Below are 18,569 nucleotides of genomic sequence, written 5' to 3' on the forward strand. Positions count from 1 at the left end.
GAAGCCGGTTTGTCACCGCCATCACAAACCCTGCAAACCAATCGGACTTGACGGGATTCCTGGAACGGTCTTTAATATCGACTAAACCGACTGACTTGGTAGGAATCTCGGAATAGAGGACAGGCATGACAGTGCGCAGGCTCGGGGCCATCGCAGCCGCCGTCATGGCGACGACCACCCTGGTCACCGCCTGCGGGGGAGACGACAACGCCGGCGGGGGCAGCGGCGGCGGAGGCAAGGTCCAGTTGGCGCTGGTCGCCTACTCCACCCCCCAGGCGGCGTTCGAGGACATCATCAAGGCGTTCCAGAAGACGCCCGAGGGCAAGAACATCACCTTCACCCAGTCGTTCGGCGCGTCCGGCGACCAGAGCCGCGCCGTGGCGAACGGGCTCAAGGCGGACATCGTCGAGTTCTCCCTGGAGACCGACATCACCCGGCTCGTGAAGGCCGGCATCGTCGCGCCGGACTGGAACTCCGCTCCCACCGCCGGGCCCAGCAAGGGGATCCTCACCAAGTCCGTCGTCGTCATCGGCACCCGCAAGGGCAACCCGAAGGGCATCAAGACCTGGGACGACCTCGTCAAGCCCGGAGTCGAGGTCATCACGCCGAACCCCTTCACCTCCGGCGGCGCCCGCTGGAACCTGCTCGCGGGCTACGGCGCCAAGTCGAACAAGGGCGCCGACCAGGCCGCCGGGCTCGCCTACCTGGACGCGCTGCTCAAGAACGTGCCGGTCCAGGACGACAGCGGCCGCAAGTCGCTGCAGACCTTCATCGGCGGCAAGGGCGACGCCATCCTCACGTACGAGAACGAGGCGATCTTCGCCCAGCAGAACAACCAGGAGATCGACTACACGGTACCGGACTCGACGCTCCTCATCGAGAACCCGGTGGCCGTGACGAAGAACAGCACCCACCCCAAGGAGGCCGCGGCCTTCCTCAAGTACCTCTACTCGGTCGAGGCCCAGACGATCTTCGCCAAGAACGGCTACCGCCCGGTCGCCGACGGCGTGACCGGCTTCGACTGGCCCGCCCCGCCGCAGCTGTTCACGATCCAGGACCTCGGCGGCTGGGACAAGATCACGACTGACTTCTTCGACTCGAAGACCGGCAAGGTCGCGGAGATCGAACGCAAGCTCGGCGTGGCGACGGAGAAATGACGCGTGCAGTGACCGCGATCACCGTACGCCCTGTCCGACGCCTGGCCGGCGGCACCGCCGCCGGCCTCGGCACCGCGGTGCTGTACCTGAGCCTGATCGTGCTGATCCCGCTGGCCGCCGTCGTCTGGCGCTCGGCCGGCGAGGGGCCCGGGTACTTCTGGCGCTCGGTCACCACCCCCGACGCCTGGGCGGCGCTCACCCTGACCGTCGGCGCCTCGGCGCTCGTCGCCCTGGTCAACCTGGTCGTGGGCACGGTCATCGCCTGGGTGCTGGTCCGCGACCGCTTCCCCGGCAGGGCCGTGCTCGACACGATCATCGACCTGCCGTTCGCGCTGCCGACCATCGTCGCCGGTCTCGTCCTGCTCGCGTTGTACGGCCCGCAGTCCCCACTCGGGGTCAACCTGGCCTACAGCAGGGCCGGAGTCGTGCTGGCGCTGCTGTTCGTCACGCTGCCGTTCGTCGTCCGTACGGTGCAGCCGGTCCTGCTGGAACTCGACACGGAGATGGAGCAGGCGGCGGCCTCCCTCGGCGCGAGCCCGTTCCAGACCTTCCGCCGGGTCATCCTGCCGAACCTGATTCCCGCGATGCTGTCCGGCACCGCCCTCGCCTTCACCCGGGCGATCGCCGAGTTCGGCTCGACCGTGCTCATCTCGGGCAACCTGCCGTTCAAGACGCAGGTCGCGGCGGTGAACATCTTCAGCCAGATCGAGGGCGACAACACCACCGGTGCGGCCGCGATCTCGACGGTCCTGCTCGTGGTGGCCCTGGTCGCGCTGATCACGCTCGACGTCCTGCAGCGCTGGGGGAGCCGCCGTGGCTAAGCACGTCCTGCGCGCGGTCGCCGTCGTCTACGTCGTGTTCCTGCTGGTGCTGCCCGTGGCGCTGATCGTCTGGCGAACCTTCGGAGACGGGCTCGCTCCGTTCGCCGAGGCCCTGACCTCCCCGTCGGCCCTGCACGCCTTCATGGTCACGCTGACGGTCGCCGGCTGGGCGGTCCTGGCCAACACGGTCTTCGGGGTCGGCACCGCGCTCCTGCTCGTCCGCCACGAGTTTCCCGGCAAACGGCTGCTGGGGGCGTTCATCGACCTGCCGATGGCCGTATCTCCGGTCGTCGTCGGGCTCGCGCTCATCCTCGTGTACGGCCGGTTCTCCCCCCTCGGCGGCCTGCTGGAGAGCTGGGGAGTCCAGGTGATCTTCTCCACCCCCGGCATGGTGCTGGCCACGGTGTTCGTGTCCCTGCCGCTCGTCGTGCGGGCCGTCGTGCCGGTCCTGGAGGAGCTCGGCGACGAGCAGGAGCAGGCCGCGCACACGCTGGGCGCGAGCCGCCTCCAGTCGTTCGTCCGCATCACGCTCCCCGGCATCCGCTGGGCCCTCGGCTACGGCGTCGTGCTCTGCCTGGCCCGTTCGCTCGGCGAGTACGGCGCGGTCGCGGTGGTCTCGGGCCGCCTCGTGGACCAGACCCAGACGCTGACGCTGTTCGTGGAGGAGCGGTTCCAGAACTTCGACCAGCCGGCCGCGTTCGCCGCCGCGACGGCCCTCGCCCTGATCGCCGTGGTCACCCTGCTGCTCACCAAGCTCCTGCGCCCGAAGGATCGGTCCGATGGCAATTGAGGTACGCGACGTGAACAAGTCGTTCGGGACGACCCCCGTCCTGCACGACGTGTCGCTGGACGTCGCCGCGGGGTCGCTCACCGCACTGCTCGGCCCGAGCGGCGGGGGGAAGTCGACGCTGCTGCGGGTGATCGCCGGGCTGGAGCGGCCCGACACCGGCACGGTGCGGATCTCCGGCGTCGACGCCACCCGGCTGTCCCCGCAGCGGCGCAACGTCGGCTTCGTGTTCCAGCACTACGCCGCCTTCAAGCACCTCACGGTCTTCCGCAACGTGGCCTTCGGGTTGGAGATCCGCAAGCGGCCCAAGGACGAGATCCGCAAACGCGTCATGGAACTGCTGGAACTGGTCCACCTGGAGAAACTGGCCGACCGCTACCCTTCGCAGCTGTCGGGCGGCCAGCGCCAGCGCATGGCCCTGGCCCGGGCCCTCGCGGTGGAACCCCAGGTGCTGCTGCTGGACGAACCGTTCGGCGCCCTCGACGCGCAGGTGCGCAAGGAGCTGCGCACGTGGCTGCGCCGGCTGCACGACGAGGTCCACGTCACCACCGTGTTCGTCACCCACGACCAGGAGGAGGCCATCGAGGTCGCCGACACGATCGTGGTGCTGGCCGGGGGCGAGGTCGTGCAGGCCGGCAGCCCCGGCGAGGTGTACGACAACCCGGCCAACCCGTTCGTGATGCGCTTCCTGGGCCCGGTCACCGAGATCGGCGGCAGCCTGGTCCGCCCGCACGACATCGAGATCAGCCCAGATCCCGTGGAGGGCGGCTCGCCCGCCGTGGTCTCCCGCGTCGTACGGCTCGGCTTCGAGGTGCGCGTGGAGGTGGAGATCGGCGGGCACGAGGCGTGGGTCCAGGTGACGCGGGAGCAGGCCGACCGGCTCGGTCTCGGGCCGGGCGACACCGTGCACCTCAGGCCCGCGCCCGGCGCCCGGTCGCTGGCCCTCAGCGCCGTTTGACCGAGATGCGGCTCTCCGTCAGGACCCAGTACGCCCTGCGCGCCGCCGCCGAACTGGCCGCGGCCGCGCCGGGGCCGGTCCCGGCCGAGCGGATCGCGGCCGCCCAGCGCATTCCCCGGCGGTTCCTCGACAACATCCTGCTGCAGATGCGGCGGGCCGGCCTCATCCACAGCCAACGCGGGCCTGACGGCGGATACTGGCTCGCCCGGCCCGCCGAGCGGATCACGCTCGCCGACGTCGTCCTCATCATGGAGGGGGCGCCGCAGGACAGCGAGGGGTTCCACGGCGTCGCTGAGCCTCTCGGCGACGTCTGGACGGCGCTGCGCGACCACGAGCAGGCGACGCTCACCGAGGTCACGCTCGCCCACATCGCGACCGGTTCCCTTCCACCCCTCTGATCCCGGTAGTTGTGGAAGACTCCACATTCAAGTGGAACGTGCCGTGGCGTAGAGGCAGGCGGGATGGGTACTGCTGGGCAGCTCATCGTCAGGCGATACCGGCTGGTCCGCGCCCTCGGCCACGGCCGCAGCGGGCTGGTGTGGGAGGGCCGCGACACGCTGCTCGACAGGCCCGTCGCGATCCGCGAGGTCCTGCTGCCCCCGAACCTGAGCGAGACCGCGCGGCTGCGGCTCGTCCAGCGGATCTCCCGCGAGGCCCGCCAGGCCGAGCGGCTGAGCCACCCTCACATCGTCGCCGTCTACGACGTCGCCGAGGAGGGCGACACCCCGTTCGTCGTGACGGAACTGGTCCCCTCTCGCTCGCTCGACGGGGTGGTCTCCGGCGACGGACCGATGCCCCCGGCCGAGGCCGCGCGGATCGCCCGCACCGTGCTGTCCGCGCTCACGCACGCCCACGCCGCCGGCGTACGGCACGGCGACGTCCGGCCCGCCAACGTGCTCCTCGCGCACGACGGCCGGGTGCTGCTCGCCGACTTCGGCGTGACGGTGCCGGCCACCGATCCGGCGTTCACCCGCGATCCTGCACCAGGCAGCCCTCCCGTCGGCCGTGGCACCGAGACGTACCTCGCCCCCGAACGGGCCGCCGGCGGGCCGCGCACGGTAGCCGCCGACCTGTGGTCGCTGGGCGCCACCCTCCATCTGGCCGTCACCGGCAGCCCGCCCACGGGCCAGGGGCCGCTGGAAGAGGTGCCCGGGGAACTGCGCGCGGTGCTCACCGGGCTGCTGGCCCGGGAGCCCAGGCGGCGGATCGACACGGAGACCGCCGACCGCCTGCTCGCCGAGATCGAGCCGCCCGCCCCGCCTCGGCCCGTACGCCGCCGCCCCGGCCGTGCTCGTCGTATCACGGGGATCGCGGCGGCCGTGCTCGTCGCGTGTGTTGTGGGGGGCTGGGCTGTCGGAGGGTGGGCGGTGCTGCGGCCCGGCGGGGAAAGCCGGGCCGGAGAGGTCTCCCCACCGGCGTCCGTGTCCTCCCCCGCGTCCTCCCCTGCGTCGGCTCCCGCGTCGGCCTCGGCGTCGGCGTCCGGGCAGCCCGCGCGGCGGCTGAAGCTGAAGTGGCACACGTCCGACGCCGGCTGGCGGGCCGGTGTGCCCCGCGGCTGGACCCGCGAGGACCGGCCGTACTCGACCTCGTGGCGCTCGCGGGACGGCGGGGCGGCGTTCACGGTCGAGGTGACCGCGCAGCGCGGAACCGACCCCCTGGCGGCGCTCGGCGAGGCGGAGGACATTCTCCGTCCGGACGCCACGGCCTATCACAAGTTGCGGCTCAGGGCCGTGACCGGTGAGCAGGGCCTTTCGGCCGACTGGGAGTTCACCTGGACCCCGCGCAAGGCGTCGGCGCGGGACCATCTGGCCAAGGACGTGGAGTATCACCAGTACCGCCGGGTGATCTCCACGGACACGACGACGAGCGTGCTCACCTGGACCGCCCCCGCCGCCGACTGGGACGCCCTGCGGCCCACGCTCGTCAGGGTGCTCTCGCTCTTCCAGCCGCCGCCGCTCGTTCCGACGCCTTCCGCGGCCTGAAATCCACCCGCGCTCACCTCGCCTGTGTCATGATGGCGCACAAGTGAAACTGACAACGGTTTTCATTTCTGATCGGGGGTCAGGATGCGCGTGGCGTTCGTCGGCAAGGGCGGAAGCGGCAAGACCACGCTGTCGTCGCTGTTCGCGAGGTACGCGACGAGAAGGGGGCCGGTCGTCGCGATCGACGCCGACATCAACCAGCACCTCGGCCTGGCCCTGGGCCTGGCTGTGGACGCGGCCGAGCACCCGCCGCCGCTGGGCGGGATGCTGGCGGAGATCAAGGACTACCTGCGCGGCGACAATCCGCTGATCCGCGACGCGGCGTCCATGGTCAAGACGACCCCGCCCGGGCGCGGCTCGCGGCTGGTCCGGCTGGACGACCCGTTCTTCCCGTCGTGCTCCGTCGAGGGCGTCTCGCTCATGGTCACCGGCCCGTTCGAGGAGGACGACCTCGGCGTCGCCTGCTACCACTCCAAGCTGGGCGCGGTGGAGCTCTATCTCAACCACCTGGTCGACGGCCCCGGCGAGTACGTCGTCGTGGACATGACCGCGGGGGCGGACTCCTTCGCCTCCGGGTTGTTCACCCGCTTCGATCTCACCTTCCTGGTCGCCGAGCCGACCCGTCAGGGCGTGAGCGTTTACCGGCAGTACCGCGACCACGCCGCCGGGTTCGACGTCGAGATCGCCGTCGTGGGCAACAAGGTCCACGCGCCGGAGGACGTCGACTTCCTCCGCGAGCACGTCGGCGACGACCTGCTGACCTGGTTCGGCCACTCCCCCGCCATCCGCGGCATGGAGCAGGGCCGGCCGTTCACGCTCGACGATCTGGAGCCCGCCGGCCACCTGGCCCTCGCCGCCATGCTCGACCGGCTCGACGCGCAGCCCAAGGACTGGCCGAAGTTCGGCAGGCAGGCGGCCGAGTTCCACATCAGGAACGCCCACGCGTGGGCCAACCGGGCGACGGGAGAGGACCTGGTCGCGCAGATCGACCCCGGCTTCGTGTACGGCCCCGCCGTCGCCGCCTCATGAACGTGTCGCCTCCGCGCCAGATGGAGGCCCGCGGCGTTCGATCTACCGTCAACTGCGTCCCCGCTCTGTGAGCAGACGCCGAGAGGAGAACAGCTCATGTCGCTGTCCGTGTCCAACGACCTGCTCGACCAGGCCCGCGCCGGTGAGGTGGACGACGCGGCCTTCGTCGCCTGCGTCCGCGACTCACTGCCGTACGCCTGGGCGACGATCATCGCGCTGGTCGAGCGGCGGGACCGGTCCGGCGCCGACTTCGCCGACAACCAGGTGCCGCCGCCCGACGAGGCCGCTCGCGGTCAGTTGCTGCGCTGCCTGGCCAGCGACGCGATGCGCGGCGCCCTCGAAAGGCATTTCGGCGTACGGCTGGCCTTCCAGAACTGCCACCGTGTCGCGGTGTTCCGCCCGGAGGCCACCGAGGCCTACCGGGAGTTCGTCACCCCCCGCGCGCAGATCCTGAACCAGAGCCCCGAACTGGTCGACTGCTGACCATGCCGGCTTGATCGGGCCAGCCTGATCGGGCCGGCTTGATCGGGCCGGCTTCGGCCGGGGGCGGCGCTCCGGTTCACGCCGCCCCCGGCCCTCGCCGTCTCACGGCCGGAAGCACCTCCGCGCCGAGGCGTGCGATGTTCTCCAGCGTCCGTGCAGGGTCTCCGGCGCCCTCGACCATCAGGATGAGATGCCGCAGCCCGGTCCGCGCCGCCGTGGTGGTGATCTTCTCCACGCAGTGCTCCGCCGAGCCCACCGGATGGATCCGGCACAGCAGGTCCACGTACTCCGGAATGTTCCGTCGTGGCGGCGGCCGGCCGTCCACGGGGACGTACCCGGCCAGTCCCGGCGCGAGCCAGCGCGGCAGCGACTCCCGCATCTCTCGTATGGCCTGCTCGGTGGTGTCCGCCACGTGACCGAGCGCGGCGCCGATGTGCGCCGCCGGGCCTGTCGCGTACGCCTCGTAGGCGGCGACCATCTCCGCCTTCTCCTCGTCGCCGATGTGCATGCCGAGAAGCATGGGCAGTCCCCGTTCGGCGGCGATCCGGACCGTGCCGTCCGACGTGCAGGCGACGACCGGCGACATCCGGGCCTGCGGGACCATCGTGACCTCCCGGAAGCGGAAGAACTCGCCGTCCCCCGCCACCGGACCGCCGTCCAGTGCCGTGCACAGCAGGTCGAGCGATTCGGGGAAGCCCCGCTCGAACCTCGCCGTCCCGGTGCCGAAGACCTCCAGCTCCAGCCACGGACCCCCACGCCCCACGCCGAGCCGGAACCTGCCGTCCGACACGTGGTGGAGGATCGCCGCCTGCTCCGCCAACGCGACCGGATGCTGGGCGGACAGCACGCTGACCGCCGTTCCCACCGTGATCCGCGAGGTCCGGCCCAGCGCCACGGCCGCCAGCGTCACCGCCGACGGGCAGACGCCGTACGACATGAAGTGGTGCTCGGCGATCCAGGCGTCGTCGAACCCGGCCCGTTCGGCGGCCTCGATCGCCTCCACCGTGCTGCGCAGCACGTCCCCGGGCGCCATGCCCGGGAAGCCCGCCGCGACGAGGAAGACGCCGATCCTCATACTCGCGGGCGCGCCCCCCTACCGGGGGCCGCCGTTGACGTAAAGCGTCTGGCCGGTGACATACGACGCGTCGTCGGAGGCGAAGAACGCCACCACTGCCGCGACCTCGGTCGGCTGGCCGACCCGCCGCAACGGCACGGCCTGCGCCATGGTGACCTGGTGCTCCTCCGGCGTCACCCCCAGTCGCACGGCCGTCGCCTCGGTCATCGGCGTCGCGACGTAGCCCGGCGCGACCGCGTTCACCCGGACGCCGAACGGGCCCAGCTCGATCGCCATGGTCGCGGTGAGCCCCTGGATGCCCGCCTTGGCCGCCGCGTAGTTGGCCTGTCCCCGGTTGCCCAGCGCCGACCGGCTCGACAGGTTGACGATCGCTCCCGACCGCTGCTCCACCATGTGCTTCTGGACGGCCCGGCTCATGAGGAAGACGCTCTTGAGGTTCACATCGACGACCTTGTCCCAGTCTTCCTCCGACATACGGAACAGCAGGTTGTCGCGGGTCAGCCCGGCGTTGTTCACCAGCACGTCGATCCGCCCGAACTCGTTCAACACCTCCGGCACGAGCGCCTCGACCTGAGCGCTGTCGGAGACGTCACAGCCGAACGCGACCGCCCTGCCTCCGGTGACGGTGATCTCGTCCACGATCGAGGCGCACCGGTCCGCTGTCAGGTCCACGCAGGCCACCGCCGCACCCTCCGCAGCCAACCGACGCGCGATCGCCGCACCGATCCCCCGCGCCGCGCCGGTGACCACCGCGAACTTCCCGATGAACCGTGACATCGCCAGCCTCCTCACCTCGATTCGATCACAGCAACTTACTCCGAGTCATCCTCCCGGCCGTGTCACAGGACAGCCAGGCGCGGCGATGCTCGCCTAGATCCGTAGCCGCCGGGCTCTGGTGGGGTTGCGGTAGGTGAAGGCCCAGCGGTCGGTGCCGGCTTTGCGGCGGGTGTAGCGGTCGGGGTGCTGGTAGCGGTCGCGGTTGTGGAACTGGCAGGCGGGGCCGAGGAGTTTGAGGTCGGTGTGGCCGCCGTTGCTCCAGTTGTCGGCGTGGTCGATCTGGCACAGGGTGGCGGGGAGTGGGCAGCCGTCGATCCAGCAGGTGGCGTAGCGGGCGAACACGGCCCTGCGTTGGGCGGGGGTGGCCAGGCGGACCTTGCGGCCCATGTCCAGCACCTGCCCCTCGGCGTCCATGACCAGGCGGACCAGGGTGCTGGTGCGGGCAAGGCGGTGCACGCTGGAGACCGGCAGCATCTGCCCGGTCGCCAGCAACACCCCCGGCGCCGCCCCCAGCACCGCCCCCGGCAGCGTCCCTGGGATTGTTCCCGGTGGCCTGCCCGGCTCCGATCCCGGCACGCCCGGCGGCGTCCCTGGCGCTGTTCCCGGCGGTGTTCCCGGCGGTGTTCCCGGCGGTGTTCCCGGTGGCCTCCCTGGCACGCCCCACTCCGATCTCGGTGTCCCCGGCGCACACGAGCACCGTGCCTCGCCGCCGCACCCGCACCCGCCCGCGCCCGGCCGCCGATGGCCGTGGCCGTGCCTCCGATGCTCGTGGCCGTGGCCGTGGCGTTGGCTCTCAGGCGTGCTCTGCCCATGCCGGCAGTCCCCCGCAGGCCGATGCCCGGCGTGGGCGACATGCGCAGCGGCCTCCTCGGGAGGAGGATCCGGCCGCGCTATCTGCGAAGGTGAACCGGCATCTGCGTCCGCATCGCCACCTGCACCGGCTGCTGCCTCGGCCTCGGCAGTGCCGGGGCCAATTGGCTGGCAGGGGCCCTCATCCTGGGCAGGTGCGGCAGCGCCGGTGCTGCCCACGTCGCCGGGGCCGCCCATCTCGCCGGGGGCATTGGTGTTGTCGACGTCGCCGGGTTCGTCAGCGCTTCCGGTGTCGCCGGTGGCGCCGGTGTCCTCGCTATCCCGGCCGCCCTCCGCGCCCTCGGCGCCCTCCGCGTCCTGGGCACGCTCGGCTTCCTGGGCACGCTCGGCATCCTGGGCATCCTGGGCATCCAGGGCGTCTTCGGCGTCGGCGGGGTGGTCGGTGCCGGGGGCGGCGGGTTCGGAGTCGGTGGGGAGGGATTCGGCGGTGACCAGGACCAGGAGCTCGGCGGCGATCTTCTCCTCCAGCAACGCGATGAACGCATCCGCGTTACGCACCCGCAACGGCCGGTCATCACCCTCCGCGCGCGGCTTGGCGTAGGCGTCCAACAGGGCCCGCAGCCGGGCGGCCGCCTCACGGGGCAGGTAGAACTCCCCCTCCACGCCCCCGCCTTTGGTGGGGCGGACCCTCAGGAACCGCCGCCCGAAGTCGGCCCGCTCGTCGCGTTCTTCCCCGTCGGGGTCCAGCACCGCCCGCAGATAGCGCCCGGCTTTGGCCACCTCCGCCGCCCCCGCCCTACCCGCCAACTCCAGCAAAATCGGCTCGGCCAGGCCGGTGTGCTCATCACTCAACTGGGCGGTGGCCATGCAGATCGCCTCCACCACCCCCGCCGCCAACCCACCCGCGGCGAACTTCTCCCGCACCCGAGGCAGACGCGCCAACTCCACCGCCAGCGTGAGCAGACGGCCGGCACCGGGCACGCTCATCCCCCCAGCGGTACGCAACCAGCTGCGGGTGGAGGCATGCCCATGCCGCCTGGCCTGCCCCGCACCATGCACCCGCCCCACCCGATCCGCCAACGCGCACGTGATCCGATCTCGCGCGAACAGCAACTCCTCAGCCTCGGCAAGACAGACATCCACATCGTCCGGCACCGCCGCCAACGCCAACGCCTGCGCCGACTCACGCAGAGAACCCACCAACATCCACGACGACCGGCCCTTGTCCCGACCGGCACCGGCCCCACGACCACCGGCACTATCGGCGCTCGCCTCATCGCCGGCGTCCTCACCGTCTGTGAGCCCGCTGTCGGTGCTGCTGTCGATACTGCTGTCAGCCTTGGTGTGGCTCGCGTGCCGCGGAAGCTCGGAGTCGATGATCGGAAAGTGCTCGCGGGCGAGTGAACCTTCGGACGACCACAGAGGGGAATCGGCGGTCAGCCGATCCCACCAGTCCCCCACGGCATCATTCAAACGACGAGGGTGATCAGAATCCTGATCAAGCAGATCCATCGCACCCCCCTCAGTGAATTCGAAAACCTGTATGAATTCTTTCATCGCTCATCACTCTCAGCAACCGCCGGAAGCGAATAGTTGGAGCAGCAGGTCAACCCGAAAAAGGGGCAATAACACCGAAGGCGCTGCGTAGAAAAACGCCGAAGGCGCTGCTCAGAAAGCGGCGACGGCGCGCTCGACGGCTTGCAGGGCGCGGTCGAGCAGGGTGATGCGGTCGGCGAGCACGTCCTGCATGGGATCACCGGCACGGATCCTGTCGATGCTGGTGACGTACACGGCGCGGTAGGCGGCGACCACCAGGGCGGCCGCGAGCCTCGGGGCCGGGTCGGCAGGGTCGGCCGGGTCGCGTCCGGCCGCCTCGGCGAACAGGTGGGCGAGCACGCCCTCGAACTCCTCGACCAGTTCCCTCGCCCGGGCCCTGAGCGCGGGCGAGTCCTGGACCACCTGCCAGAACACCTCATATCCGGGAGCGATCCCGCCGAGCGGGTGGCCTTCCCTGAGCATGCCGAGGAACAGCCGGCGCAGGGCGGCGAGAGGCGTCTCCCCCTCGGCGCGCTCCCGTACGGCCCGTGTGACCAGCTCCACCGCCTCGGGATAGCGGTCGAGGAACAGGTCCTCCTTGCGGGGGAAGTAGTTGAAGACGGTCTTGGTCGAGACTCCGGCCGCCTCGGCGACCTCGGCGACCGTGACGTTGTCGAACCCGCGCTGCATGAACAGGCCCGAGGCCACGTCCGAGATGAGCTGGCGAGTCTGCCGCTTCTTCCGCTCCCGCAGCCCCAAGGTCTCCGTCACCTGCCTCACTCTAGTTGCTAAAAACTTTTAGTGACAGTAAGTTTATAGCAACGGTAACTACGGGGAGGACGAATGTCATACGACGTCGTTGTGGCCGGCGGAGGGCCGGTCGGCCTGATGCTGGCCTGCGAGCTGCGGCTGGGCGGGGCGTCAGTCGTGGTACTCGAACGGCTGACCGAGATCGATCCGACGCTCAAAGCGGGCTCGCTCAACACGCCCAGCGTGGAGGCGCTCTACAGGCGGGGCCTGCTGCCGGCGCTGAAGGAGGTGCAGGAGCGGGCGATGGAACTCGTGGAGGCCTTCATGCGCAAACAGGCCTCCACGGAAGGGCCGCGCCGGACGCCGCCCAGGTTCGCCGGCCACTTCGCCGGGATGATGCTGAGCGCCGAACGGCTGGACGCCGACGACCCTGAGCTGTCCGGCCGTGGACCGGCCGCCGAGATCGGCCTCGTGCCCCAGCAGCAGCTCGAACAGATCCTCGCCGTACGCGCTGCCGAGCTGGGAGTCGAGGTGCGGCGCGGTGTGGAGGTGACCGGCTTCACCGACGACGGCGAGCAGGTGACGATCACCACGACCGGCGGCCCGGTGCACGGCCGCTGGCTGGTGGGCTGCGACGGCGGCAGGAGCACGGTGCGCAAGCTGGCCGGCTTCGAGTTCCCCGGGACGGACCCGGAGATCACCGCCTACCAGGCGGTCGCGGAGATGGAGGGCACCGAACACCTCGGCGTGGGCTGGCAGGCCACTCCCACCGGGGTCTACTCCCACGGGCCGGTGCCGGGGCGCATCCTCGTCGCGCGCTTCGACGGCGGCGCGCCCGGCAGGGCCGACAAGACCACACCGGTGACGACGGAGGAACTGCAGGAGGCGGTCAGGTACGTCACGGGCTCCGACGTGGTCGTCAAGAAGATCACATCGGTCACCCGGTTCACGGACAACGCGCGGCAGGCGGCGACCTACCGGCTCGGCCGGGTGCTGCTGGCCGGCGACGCCGCGCACGTCCACTCGCCCTTCGGCGGCCAGGGGCTGAACCTGGGGCTGGGCGACGCCGTGAACCTCGGCTGGAAGCTCGCGGCGGTCGTACGCGGACAGGCGCCGGAAGGGCTCCTCGACACCTATACGCGAGAGCGGCATCCGATCGGCGCCTGGGTGCTCGACTGGACGCGTGCCCAGATCGCCGTGATGCGTCCCGACCCCCACGCGCGGGCGGCGCGGGCGGTGGTCGCCGACCTGATCGGGACGGTCACCGGCACCACCTACTTCGTGAAGAAGATCTCCGGCGTCTGGCAGCGGTACGACATGCCCGGCGAAAGCGGGCACCCGTTGGCGGGACGCAGCGTGCCCGACTACGAGTTCGAGGACGGCTCACGGCTCGCCGACCACCTCCACGACGGTCGTGGCCTGCTCGTCCGCCAGAGCGGATCCGGACTCGACGGCACGGCGGTGGACGGTTACGGAGACCGGATCGCCACCGTCACTACGGCGATAGGCGACCCGCACGCTCCCGGCGCGCTGCTCGTCCGCCCGGACGGCGTCGTCGCGTGGGCGGAGGACCCTGACGCCACCGATGCCGAGGGGCTCGCGAACGCGCTGGAGACCTGGTTCGGCACGCCCGCGGACGTCCCCGCCGCCCTCCGCTGAACCGTTCCCCGGACATCGTGGATCTTTGGCCAAATCTTTACCCTGGCCGCCCGCCACACGGGACCCGAATCAAGGCTCTGACCTGCTGTTTCTCGCCCGGGCACACCCCTTAACCAATACCCCGCCAAGATGTCTCGTGTCATTTGGTATCAGCCGTGGTCAGCAGCCCCCATCATGTGCTCATGCCCGCTTTTGTCACCCTGTCCGGGCGCTCCGTGCGCCTGGAACCGCTCAGCCTCGCGGTGCTCGACGACCTCGTCGCCGCGGCGAGTGAAGACCGTTCTACATACGCCTTCACTCGCGTTCCCGCTGGCCGGGATGAGATGGCCTCCTACGTGGAGGCCGCCTTGGCTGAGCAGGCGGAGGGCCGCACGCTGCCCTTCGCCATCCGGTGGCTGCACACCGACCGCGTGGTCGGTGCCACCCGTCTGATGAACCTGGAGTACTGGCAGGGCCCGATGCCCTGGCCGCCGGGGACGAAGGGCGCGGTGGGCGAGGTCCCGTCCGTCGCGGACATCGGGTACACCTGGCTCGCCGCGTCGGCCCAGGGCACCGGTGTCAACCGGGAGAGCAAGTATCTGATGCTCTCCCTGGCCTTCGAGACCTGGCAGGTTCACCGGATCACCCTCAAGGCAGACGTACGCAACACTCGATCCCGGGTCGCCATCGAGGCCCTCGGCGCGCACCTCGACGGTGTGCGACGAGCGGACAGCCGAGGCGCCGACGACACGGTCCGAGATACGGCGTACTACTCGATCCTGAGTCCTGAGTGGCCCGCTGTACGCGATCGTCTCCGCGTACGGCTGGGCCTCCTGGAAACGGCATCGGAAGCAGCGTGATCACCCAATAGAAAGAGCGGCCCGTCCCGGAAGGGACGGGCCGCGTCATGCGGGGGGTGCCGGGAGGCGGACGGCCATCAGGCGTCGTAGCCGAAGTCGTCCTCGTAGGCGTTGTAGATGTCGTGCCAGGAGCCGCAGTTGACGGGGAAGCTGCTGTGCAGACCGATCTGGCAGACCTTCGCCTGGACCTGGGCGACGTCGTAGCGCCAGAAGTTGATCTGCTTGTAGCCGCCGGCGCCGCAGTACTTGTACGACTTGATGCTGGAGGACCAGTCGTCCTCCTCGTCGTCCCAGGACGACACGCGGAACTTGATGTACGCGCACTTGCCGCCCTGGTTGTAGGTGCGGTGGTCGTTGTCGTACAGCTTGCCGGTGACGTGGACCCGGTTCGACTCCTCGTCGTCGTAGTTCACGTCGACGTAGCCCTTGGCCTTGGCGAGGTGGTTGTTCGACCAGTAGGTGCCCCACCAGCCGTCGTAGTCCCAGTCGTCGTGGTGGTGGGACGCGGAGGCGGCGGAGGCGGCGGAGGCGGGGGCGGCGGAGGCGGCGGTCGCGAGGGCCGGCAGCCCGAGGGCGGCGACGGCGGTGGCTGCGGCGAGACCGAGGGTGATGGAGCGTCGCATTTCGGTTCTCCTGTTCGAGGACGATCCCCCGATGCGGGGTGCTGTCGGGGTTGCATCTCAGTGATAGGCCCGCCCGCCTGCAAGCTGCTTTCAGTGCTCTCACCGTGGTTTGCAGGCCGCTTTCAAGCACCTGAACGAACACTGAACCGGCGCGCTCGGTCCTACTGCCGCCGCGCCACACGATCTATCATTTGGTCGGAAATCTTGCCATTGGGAGACAGGTGCCATGCCTGATCACGCCGCCGCGGACGGCCTGCGCTTCGCCGTGCTCGGACCCGTCCTGGCCTGGCGTGACGGCGTCGAGCTCGACCTCGGCACGCCCTTGCAACGCTCCATTCTCGCGATGCTCCTGCTGCGGGAGGGGCACGCGGTCACGCCGGACGAGATGATCGACGGCGTGTGGGGCGGGGACGCGCCGCCGCGCGCGCTCGGCGCGTTGCGCACCTACGTCTCCCGCCTGCGCACCGTCCTGGAACCGGACCGTTCCCCGAGGACCCCGCCGCGGCTGCTGACCTCCGTGGGCCGGGGATACGCGCTGCGGCTCGGCTCCGCTCACTCCGGCCCCGCCCGCTTCGACCTCGCCGTCTTCGAGCGCGAGTGCGCCGCCGCCGAGTCCGACCGCCGTACGGGCCGGGCCGGGGAGGCCGCCCGGCGGCTGCGCGGGGCCCTGCGCCTGTGGGCGGGCGAGCCGCTGGCCGGCGCGGTCGGCCCGTACGCCGAGCACCAGCGCGACCGGCTGGCCGAGCGCCGGATGAGCGCGGTCGAGACGCTCATGGAGCTCGACCTGGAGCTGGGCCGGCACGCGGAGATCGTCTCGGAGCTGGTCGCGCTCGCCGCCGAACACCCGCTGCGCGAGCGGTTACGCGCCCAGCTCATGCTGGCCTACTACCGCTGCGGCAGGCAGGCCGAGGCGCTGTCGGTCTTCACCGAGACCCGGCAGGCGCTCGTGGAGGAGCTCGGCATCGAACCCGGGGCCGAGCTGGCCGACCTGCACCGGCGGATCCTCGCCGCCGACCCCTCCCTCGCCCCCGCACCCCCTCCCGTACGGCTCTCGCCGCAGGATGTCCACGATGACGCCGCGACGGCCGAGACCGGCCCGTCGATCGAGATGCCGAGACCGGCGCAGCTCCCGGCGGCCGTGCCCGACTTCACCGGACGTACCGGCCTGGTGCAGAGGCTGCTCGCGCTGCTCCGCGGGGAAGGGGCGGGAGAGGGCGTGCCGATCGCGGCGATGTCGGGCATCGGCGGCGTGGGCAAGACGACCCTGGCCGTCCATGTGGCCCACCTCGCCGATGACCTGTTCCCCGACGGTCAGCTCTACGCCGACCTGCGCGGATACGGCGCCGAGCCCACCGCGCCCGAGACGGCGCTGGTCGCGTTCCTGCGCGCCCTCGGCATCCCGATGGACGTCATCCCCGACGGCCTGGCCGAGCGCTCCGCGCTGTTCCGTTCGCTGCTCGCCGACCGCAGGATGCTGGTGCTGCTCGACAACGCCCGCGACGCCGAGCAGGTCGAGCACCTGCTGCCCGGTTCGGCCGGCTGTGCCGCGATCATCACCAGCCGGGGCAAACTGGCCGACCTGCCCGCGGCCCGGCTCATCGACCTCGACGTGATGGAGCCCGAGGAGGCGCTGTCTCTGCTCTCGGCGGTCGCGGGACCCGAGAGGGTGGCGGCGGAACGGGCCGCCGCCATGGACGTGGTCGCCGCCTGCGGCTTCCTGCCGCTGGCCGTGCGGATCGTCGCGGCCAGGCTCGCCTCCCGCCCGTCGTGGACGGTGGCCTCGCTCGTCCCCCGGCTCGCCGACGAGCGCCGCCGCCTCGACGAGATGAAGATCGGCAACCTGGCGGTCTCGGCCACGTTCGCGCTCGGGTACGGCCAGCTCGACGCCCGGCAGGCGCGGGCGTTCCGGCTGCTGGCGCTGCCGGCGGGCTCGGGCATCTCGGTCTTCGCGGCGGCGGCCGTGCTCGACCTCACCCCGGCCGAGGCCGAGGACGTGATCGAGTCGCTGGTCGACGCCAGCCTGCTGGAGGCGCCCGCCCCGGGCCGCTACCGCTTCCACGACCTGCTCAAGCTGTTCGCCCGGCGGCAGGCGGAGGACGCCGAGGAGCCCGCGGCCCGCGCCCTCGCCCTGCGGCGGCTGCTGGGCTTCTACCTGGCGTCGGCCGGCGCGGCCCACCGGCTGGCGTACGAGGGCAGCGCGATCGCCGACAACCTCACCGGCCTGGGCGTGCGCGGCCATTCCTTCTCCTCGGCCGACGAGGCCGTGGCCTGGTTGTCGGCGGAGTCCGAGGACATGTTCGGAGCCGTGGCCCAGGCAGCCGTGGCCCAGGCGGCCGTGGTTCAGGACGCGTCGGGCGAGGACCTGCTCGCGGCGGCCGACCTGCTGCTGGCGATGGAGCCGCTGCTGGAGTCGGGCACCAACCAGCGAGACTTCGAGCAGCGCACCTCGGCCCTGCTGACGGCGACCCGCGGGGCCGGCGAGCGGCGCGGCGAGTTGCGCTGCCGCTACGTGCTGGGCCGGGTGCTGTTCGGCGCGAACCGGCTGGCCGAGGCCGAGGCCCATTTCCTCGCCGCGCGGACGCTCGGCGAGGAGACCGGCGACCGGATCGTGCTGGGCGAGACGTGCAACGCGCTGGCGGTCGTCGCCGGCCGGCGGCGGCGCCACACCGAGGCGCTCGAATGGTTCGACCGGGCGACGGCGGTCCACCGGGAGACGGGCAACCCCGCGGGCGAGGCGCTGGCGTCGTGCTACTCCGCCCGCGACCACCTGGGCCTCGGGCGGCCGGACGACGCCATCGCCGCGGCCGAGCGCGGGCTGGCGGTCTTCTCAGAGATCGGCAGCGGCGCGGGAGTGGCCCGCGCCCGCTACCACCTCGGCAACGTGCTGTCCTATGTCGGGCGGCTCAACGAGGCCGTCGTCCACCACGCCGAGTGCCTGGCCTTCTTCCGTGCGAGCAACCAGCGGGTCTGGGAGCAGCGGGTCTGCTACCGGCTCGCCGCCACCTTCATCGCCGCCGGACGGTTCGCCGAGGCCGCCCGGCACGCCGAACAGGCGCTGACCGTGAGCCGCGAGATCACCCACCCGTACGGCGAGGCGCAGTCACTGGCCGCCCTCGGCAAGGCTCTCGCGGGCCTCGGGGAGACCGGCCGGGGCAGGCAGGCCCTGGTCAAGGCCCTCGACATCTTCACCCGGCTCGGCTCGCCCGAGGCCGACGACATCCGCACGCTCCTGCGCGAACAGGTCGAGACCTGAGTCGAGTCGCAGGTCGTCGTCGAGCCGGCT

The 18,569-nt window shown here is 71.2% G+C and carries 16 protein-coding genes; 11 read left to right on the forward strand and 5 right to left on the reverse strand.

Features of this window, described 5'->3' with window-relative positions:
* Positions 1 to 125 precede the first annotated feature (125 nt).
* The 8 genes from HHX35_RS28130 to HHX35_RS28165 all read left to right on the forward strand — a co-directional run bounded on the left by HHX35_RS28130 (position 126) and on the right by HHX35_RS28165 (position 7,217).
* Positions 126 to 1,157: a sulfate ABC transporter substrate-binding protein gene (locus HHX35_RS28130; protein WP_182901720.1), complete on the forward strand. Its 1,032-nt coding sequence runs from the start codon at positions 126 to 128 to the stop codon at positions 1,155 to 1,157.
* Entirely contained in the window at positions 1,154 to 1,978 is an 825-nt protein-coding gene (gene cysT / locus HHX35_RS28135) for a sulfate ABC transporter permease subunit CysT (RefSeq protein ID WP_182901721.1), read from the forward strand. Before HHX35_RS28130 ends, cysT begins: the two co-directional genes overlap by 4 nt.
* On the forward strand, positions 1,971 to 2,768 hold the full coding sequence (locus tag HHX35_RS28140; RefSeq protein ID WP_182901722.1) for a sulfate ABC transporter permease: 798 nt from the start codon (positions 1,971 to 1,973) through the stop codon (positions 2,766 to 2,768). The genes cysT and HHX35_RS28140 overlap by 8 nt, the downstream gene beginning before the upstream one ends.
* Entirely contained in the window at positions 2,758 to 3,723 is a 966-nt protein-coding gene (locus HHX35_RS28145) for a sulfate/molybdate ABC transporter ATP-binding protein (protein ID WP_182901723.1), read from the forward strand. The genes HHX35_RS28140 and HHX35_RS28145 overlap by 11 nt, the downstream gene beginning before the upstream one ends.
* Positions 3,724 to 3,728: 5 nt before the next feature.
* Positions 3,729 to 4,121 (forward strand): Rrf2 family transcriptional regulator, encoded by a 393-nt coding sequence (locus HHX35_RS28150; protein ID WP_182901724.1) that lies wholly within the window; start codon positions 3,729 to 3,731, stop codon positions 4,119 to 4,121.
* A gap of 63 nt (positions 4,122 to 4,184) precedes the next feature.
* The gene (locus HHX35_RS28155; protein WP_182901725.1) at positions 4,185 to 5,705 is read left to right on the forward strand and encodes a serine/threonine-protein kinase; all 1,521 of its coding nucleotides are present in this window, start codon (positions 4,185 to 4,187) and stop codon (positions 5,703 to 5,705) included.
* Positions 5,706 to 5,789: 84 nt separating this feature from the next.
* Positions 5,790 to 6,734, forward strand: coding sequence for an ATP-binding protein (locus HHX35_RS28160; RefSeq protein ID WP_182901726.1), 945 nt, complete (start codon positions 5,790 to 5,792; stop codon positions 6,732 to 6,734).
* 96 nt (positions 6,735 to 6,830) lie between these two features.
* Positions 6,831 to 7,217 carry an SCO5389 family protein gene (locus tag HHX35_RS28165; RefSeq protein WP_182901727.1) on the forward strand — a complete coding sequence of 129 codons (387 nt, stop codon included), beginning with the start codon at positions 6,831 to 6,833 and terminating at the stop codon, positions 7,215 to 7,217.
* A gap of 76 nt (positions 7,218 to 7,293) precedes the next feature.
* Here HHX35_RS28165 and HHX35_RS28170 read toward each other — a convergent pair whose 3' ends face one another.
* The 4 genes from HHX35_RS28170 to HHX35_RS28185 form a co-directional block, all read right to left on the reverse strand.
* On the reverse strand, positions 7,294 to 8,292 hold the full coding sequence (locus tag HHX35_RS28170) for an LLM class flavin-dependent oxidoreductase (protein ID WP_182901728.1): 999 nt from the start codon (positions 8,290 to 8,292) through the stop codon (positions 7,294 to 7,296).
* A gap of 18 nt (positions 8,293 to 8,310) precedes the next feature.
* Entirely contained in the window at positions 8,311 to 9,069 is a 759-nt protein-coding gene (locus HHX35_RS28175) for a glucose 1-dehydrogenase (RefSeq protein ID WP_182901729.1), read from the reverse strand.
* Positions 9,070 to 9,162: 93 nt separating this feature from the next.
* On the reverse strand, positions 9,163 to 11,436 hold the full coding sequence (locus tag HHX35_RS28180) for a DUF222 domain-containing protein (RefSeq protein WP_310739354.1): 2,274 nt from the start codon (positions 11,434 to 11,436) through the stop codon (positions 9,163 to 9,165).
* A 111-nt stretch (positions 11,437 to 11,547) separates the two neighbouring features.
* Positions 11,548 to 12,186: a TetR/AcrR family transcriptional regulator gene (locus HHX35_RS28185; protein WP_182901731.1), complete on the reverse strand. Its 639-nt coding sequence runs from the start codon at positions 12,184 to 12,186 to the stop codon at positions 11,548 to 11,550.
* Between the two features lie 72 nt (positions 12,187 to 12,258).
* Between HHX35_RS28185 and HHX35_RS28190 the strand changes: the two genes are divergently transcribed.
* Both HHX35_RS28190 and HHX35_RS28195 read left to right on the forward strand, forming a co-directional pair.
* Complete coding sequence (locus HHX35_RS28190) at positions 12,259 to 13,824, forward strand: FAD-dependent oxidoreductase (RefSeq protein ID WP_182901732.1); 1,566 nt, start codon at positions 12,259 to 12,261, stop codon at positions 13,822 to 13,824.
* Between the two features lie 182 nt (positions 13,825 to 14,006).
* Positions 14,007 to 14,663: a GNAT family N-acetyltransferase gene (locus tag HHX35_RS28195; RefSeq protein ID WP_182901733.1), complete on the forward strand. Its 657-nt coding sequence runs from the start codon at positions 14,007 to 14,009 to the stop codon at positions 14,661 to 14,663.
* Positions 14,664 to 14,740: 77 nt separating this feature from the next.
* On the opposite strand, the gene HHX35_RS28200 is transcribed toward HHX35_RS28195, so the two are convergent.
* Positions 14,741 to 15,286 carry a hypothetical protein gene (locus HHX35_RS28200; protein ID WP_182901734.1) on the reverse strand — a complete coding sequence of 182 codons (546 nt, stop codon included), beginning with the start codon at positions 15,284 to 15,286 and terminating at the stop codon, positions 14,741 to 14,743.
* A gap of 226 nt (positions 15,287 to 15,512) precedes the next feature.
* Here HHX35_RS28200 and HHX35_RS28205 point away from each other — a divergent pair, with 226 nt between their 5' ends.
* Positions 15,513 to 18,539 carry an AfsR/SARP family transcriptional regulator gene (locus HHX35_RS28205; protein WP_182901735.1) on the forward strand — a complete coding sequence of 1,009 codons (3,027 nt, stop codon included), beginning with the start codon at positions 15,513 to 15,515 and terminating at the stop codon, positions 18,537 to 18,539.
* The last annotated feature ends 30 nt before the right edge of the window (positions 18,540 to 18,569 follow it).

The organism is Microbispora sp. H10830 (assembly GCF_014161375.1).
Taxonomy (GTDB): domain Bacteria; phylum Actinomycetota; class Actinomycetes; order Streptosporangiales; family Streptosporangiaceae; genus Microbispora; species Microbispora catharanthi.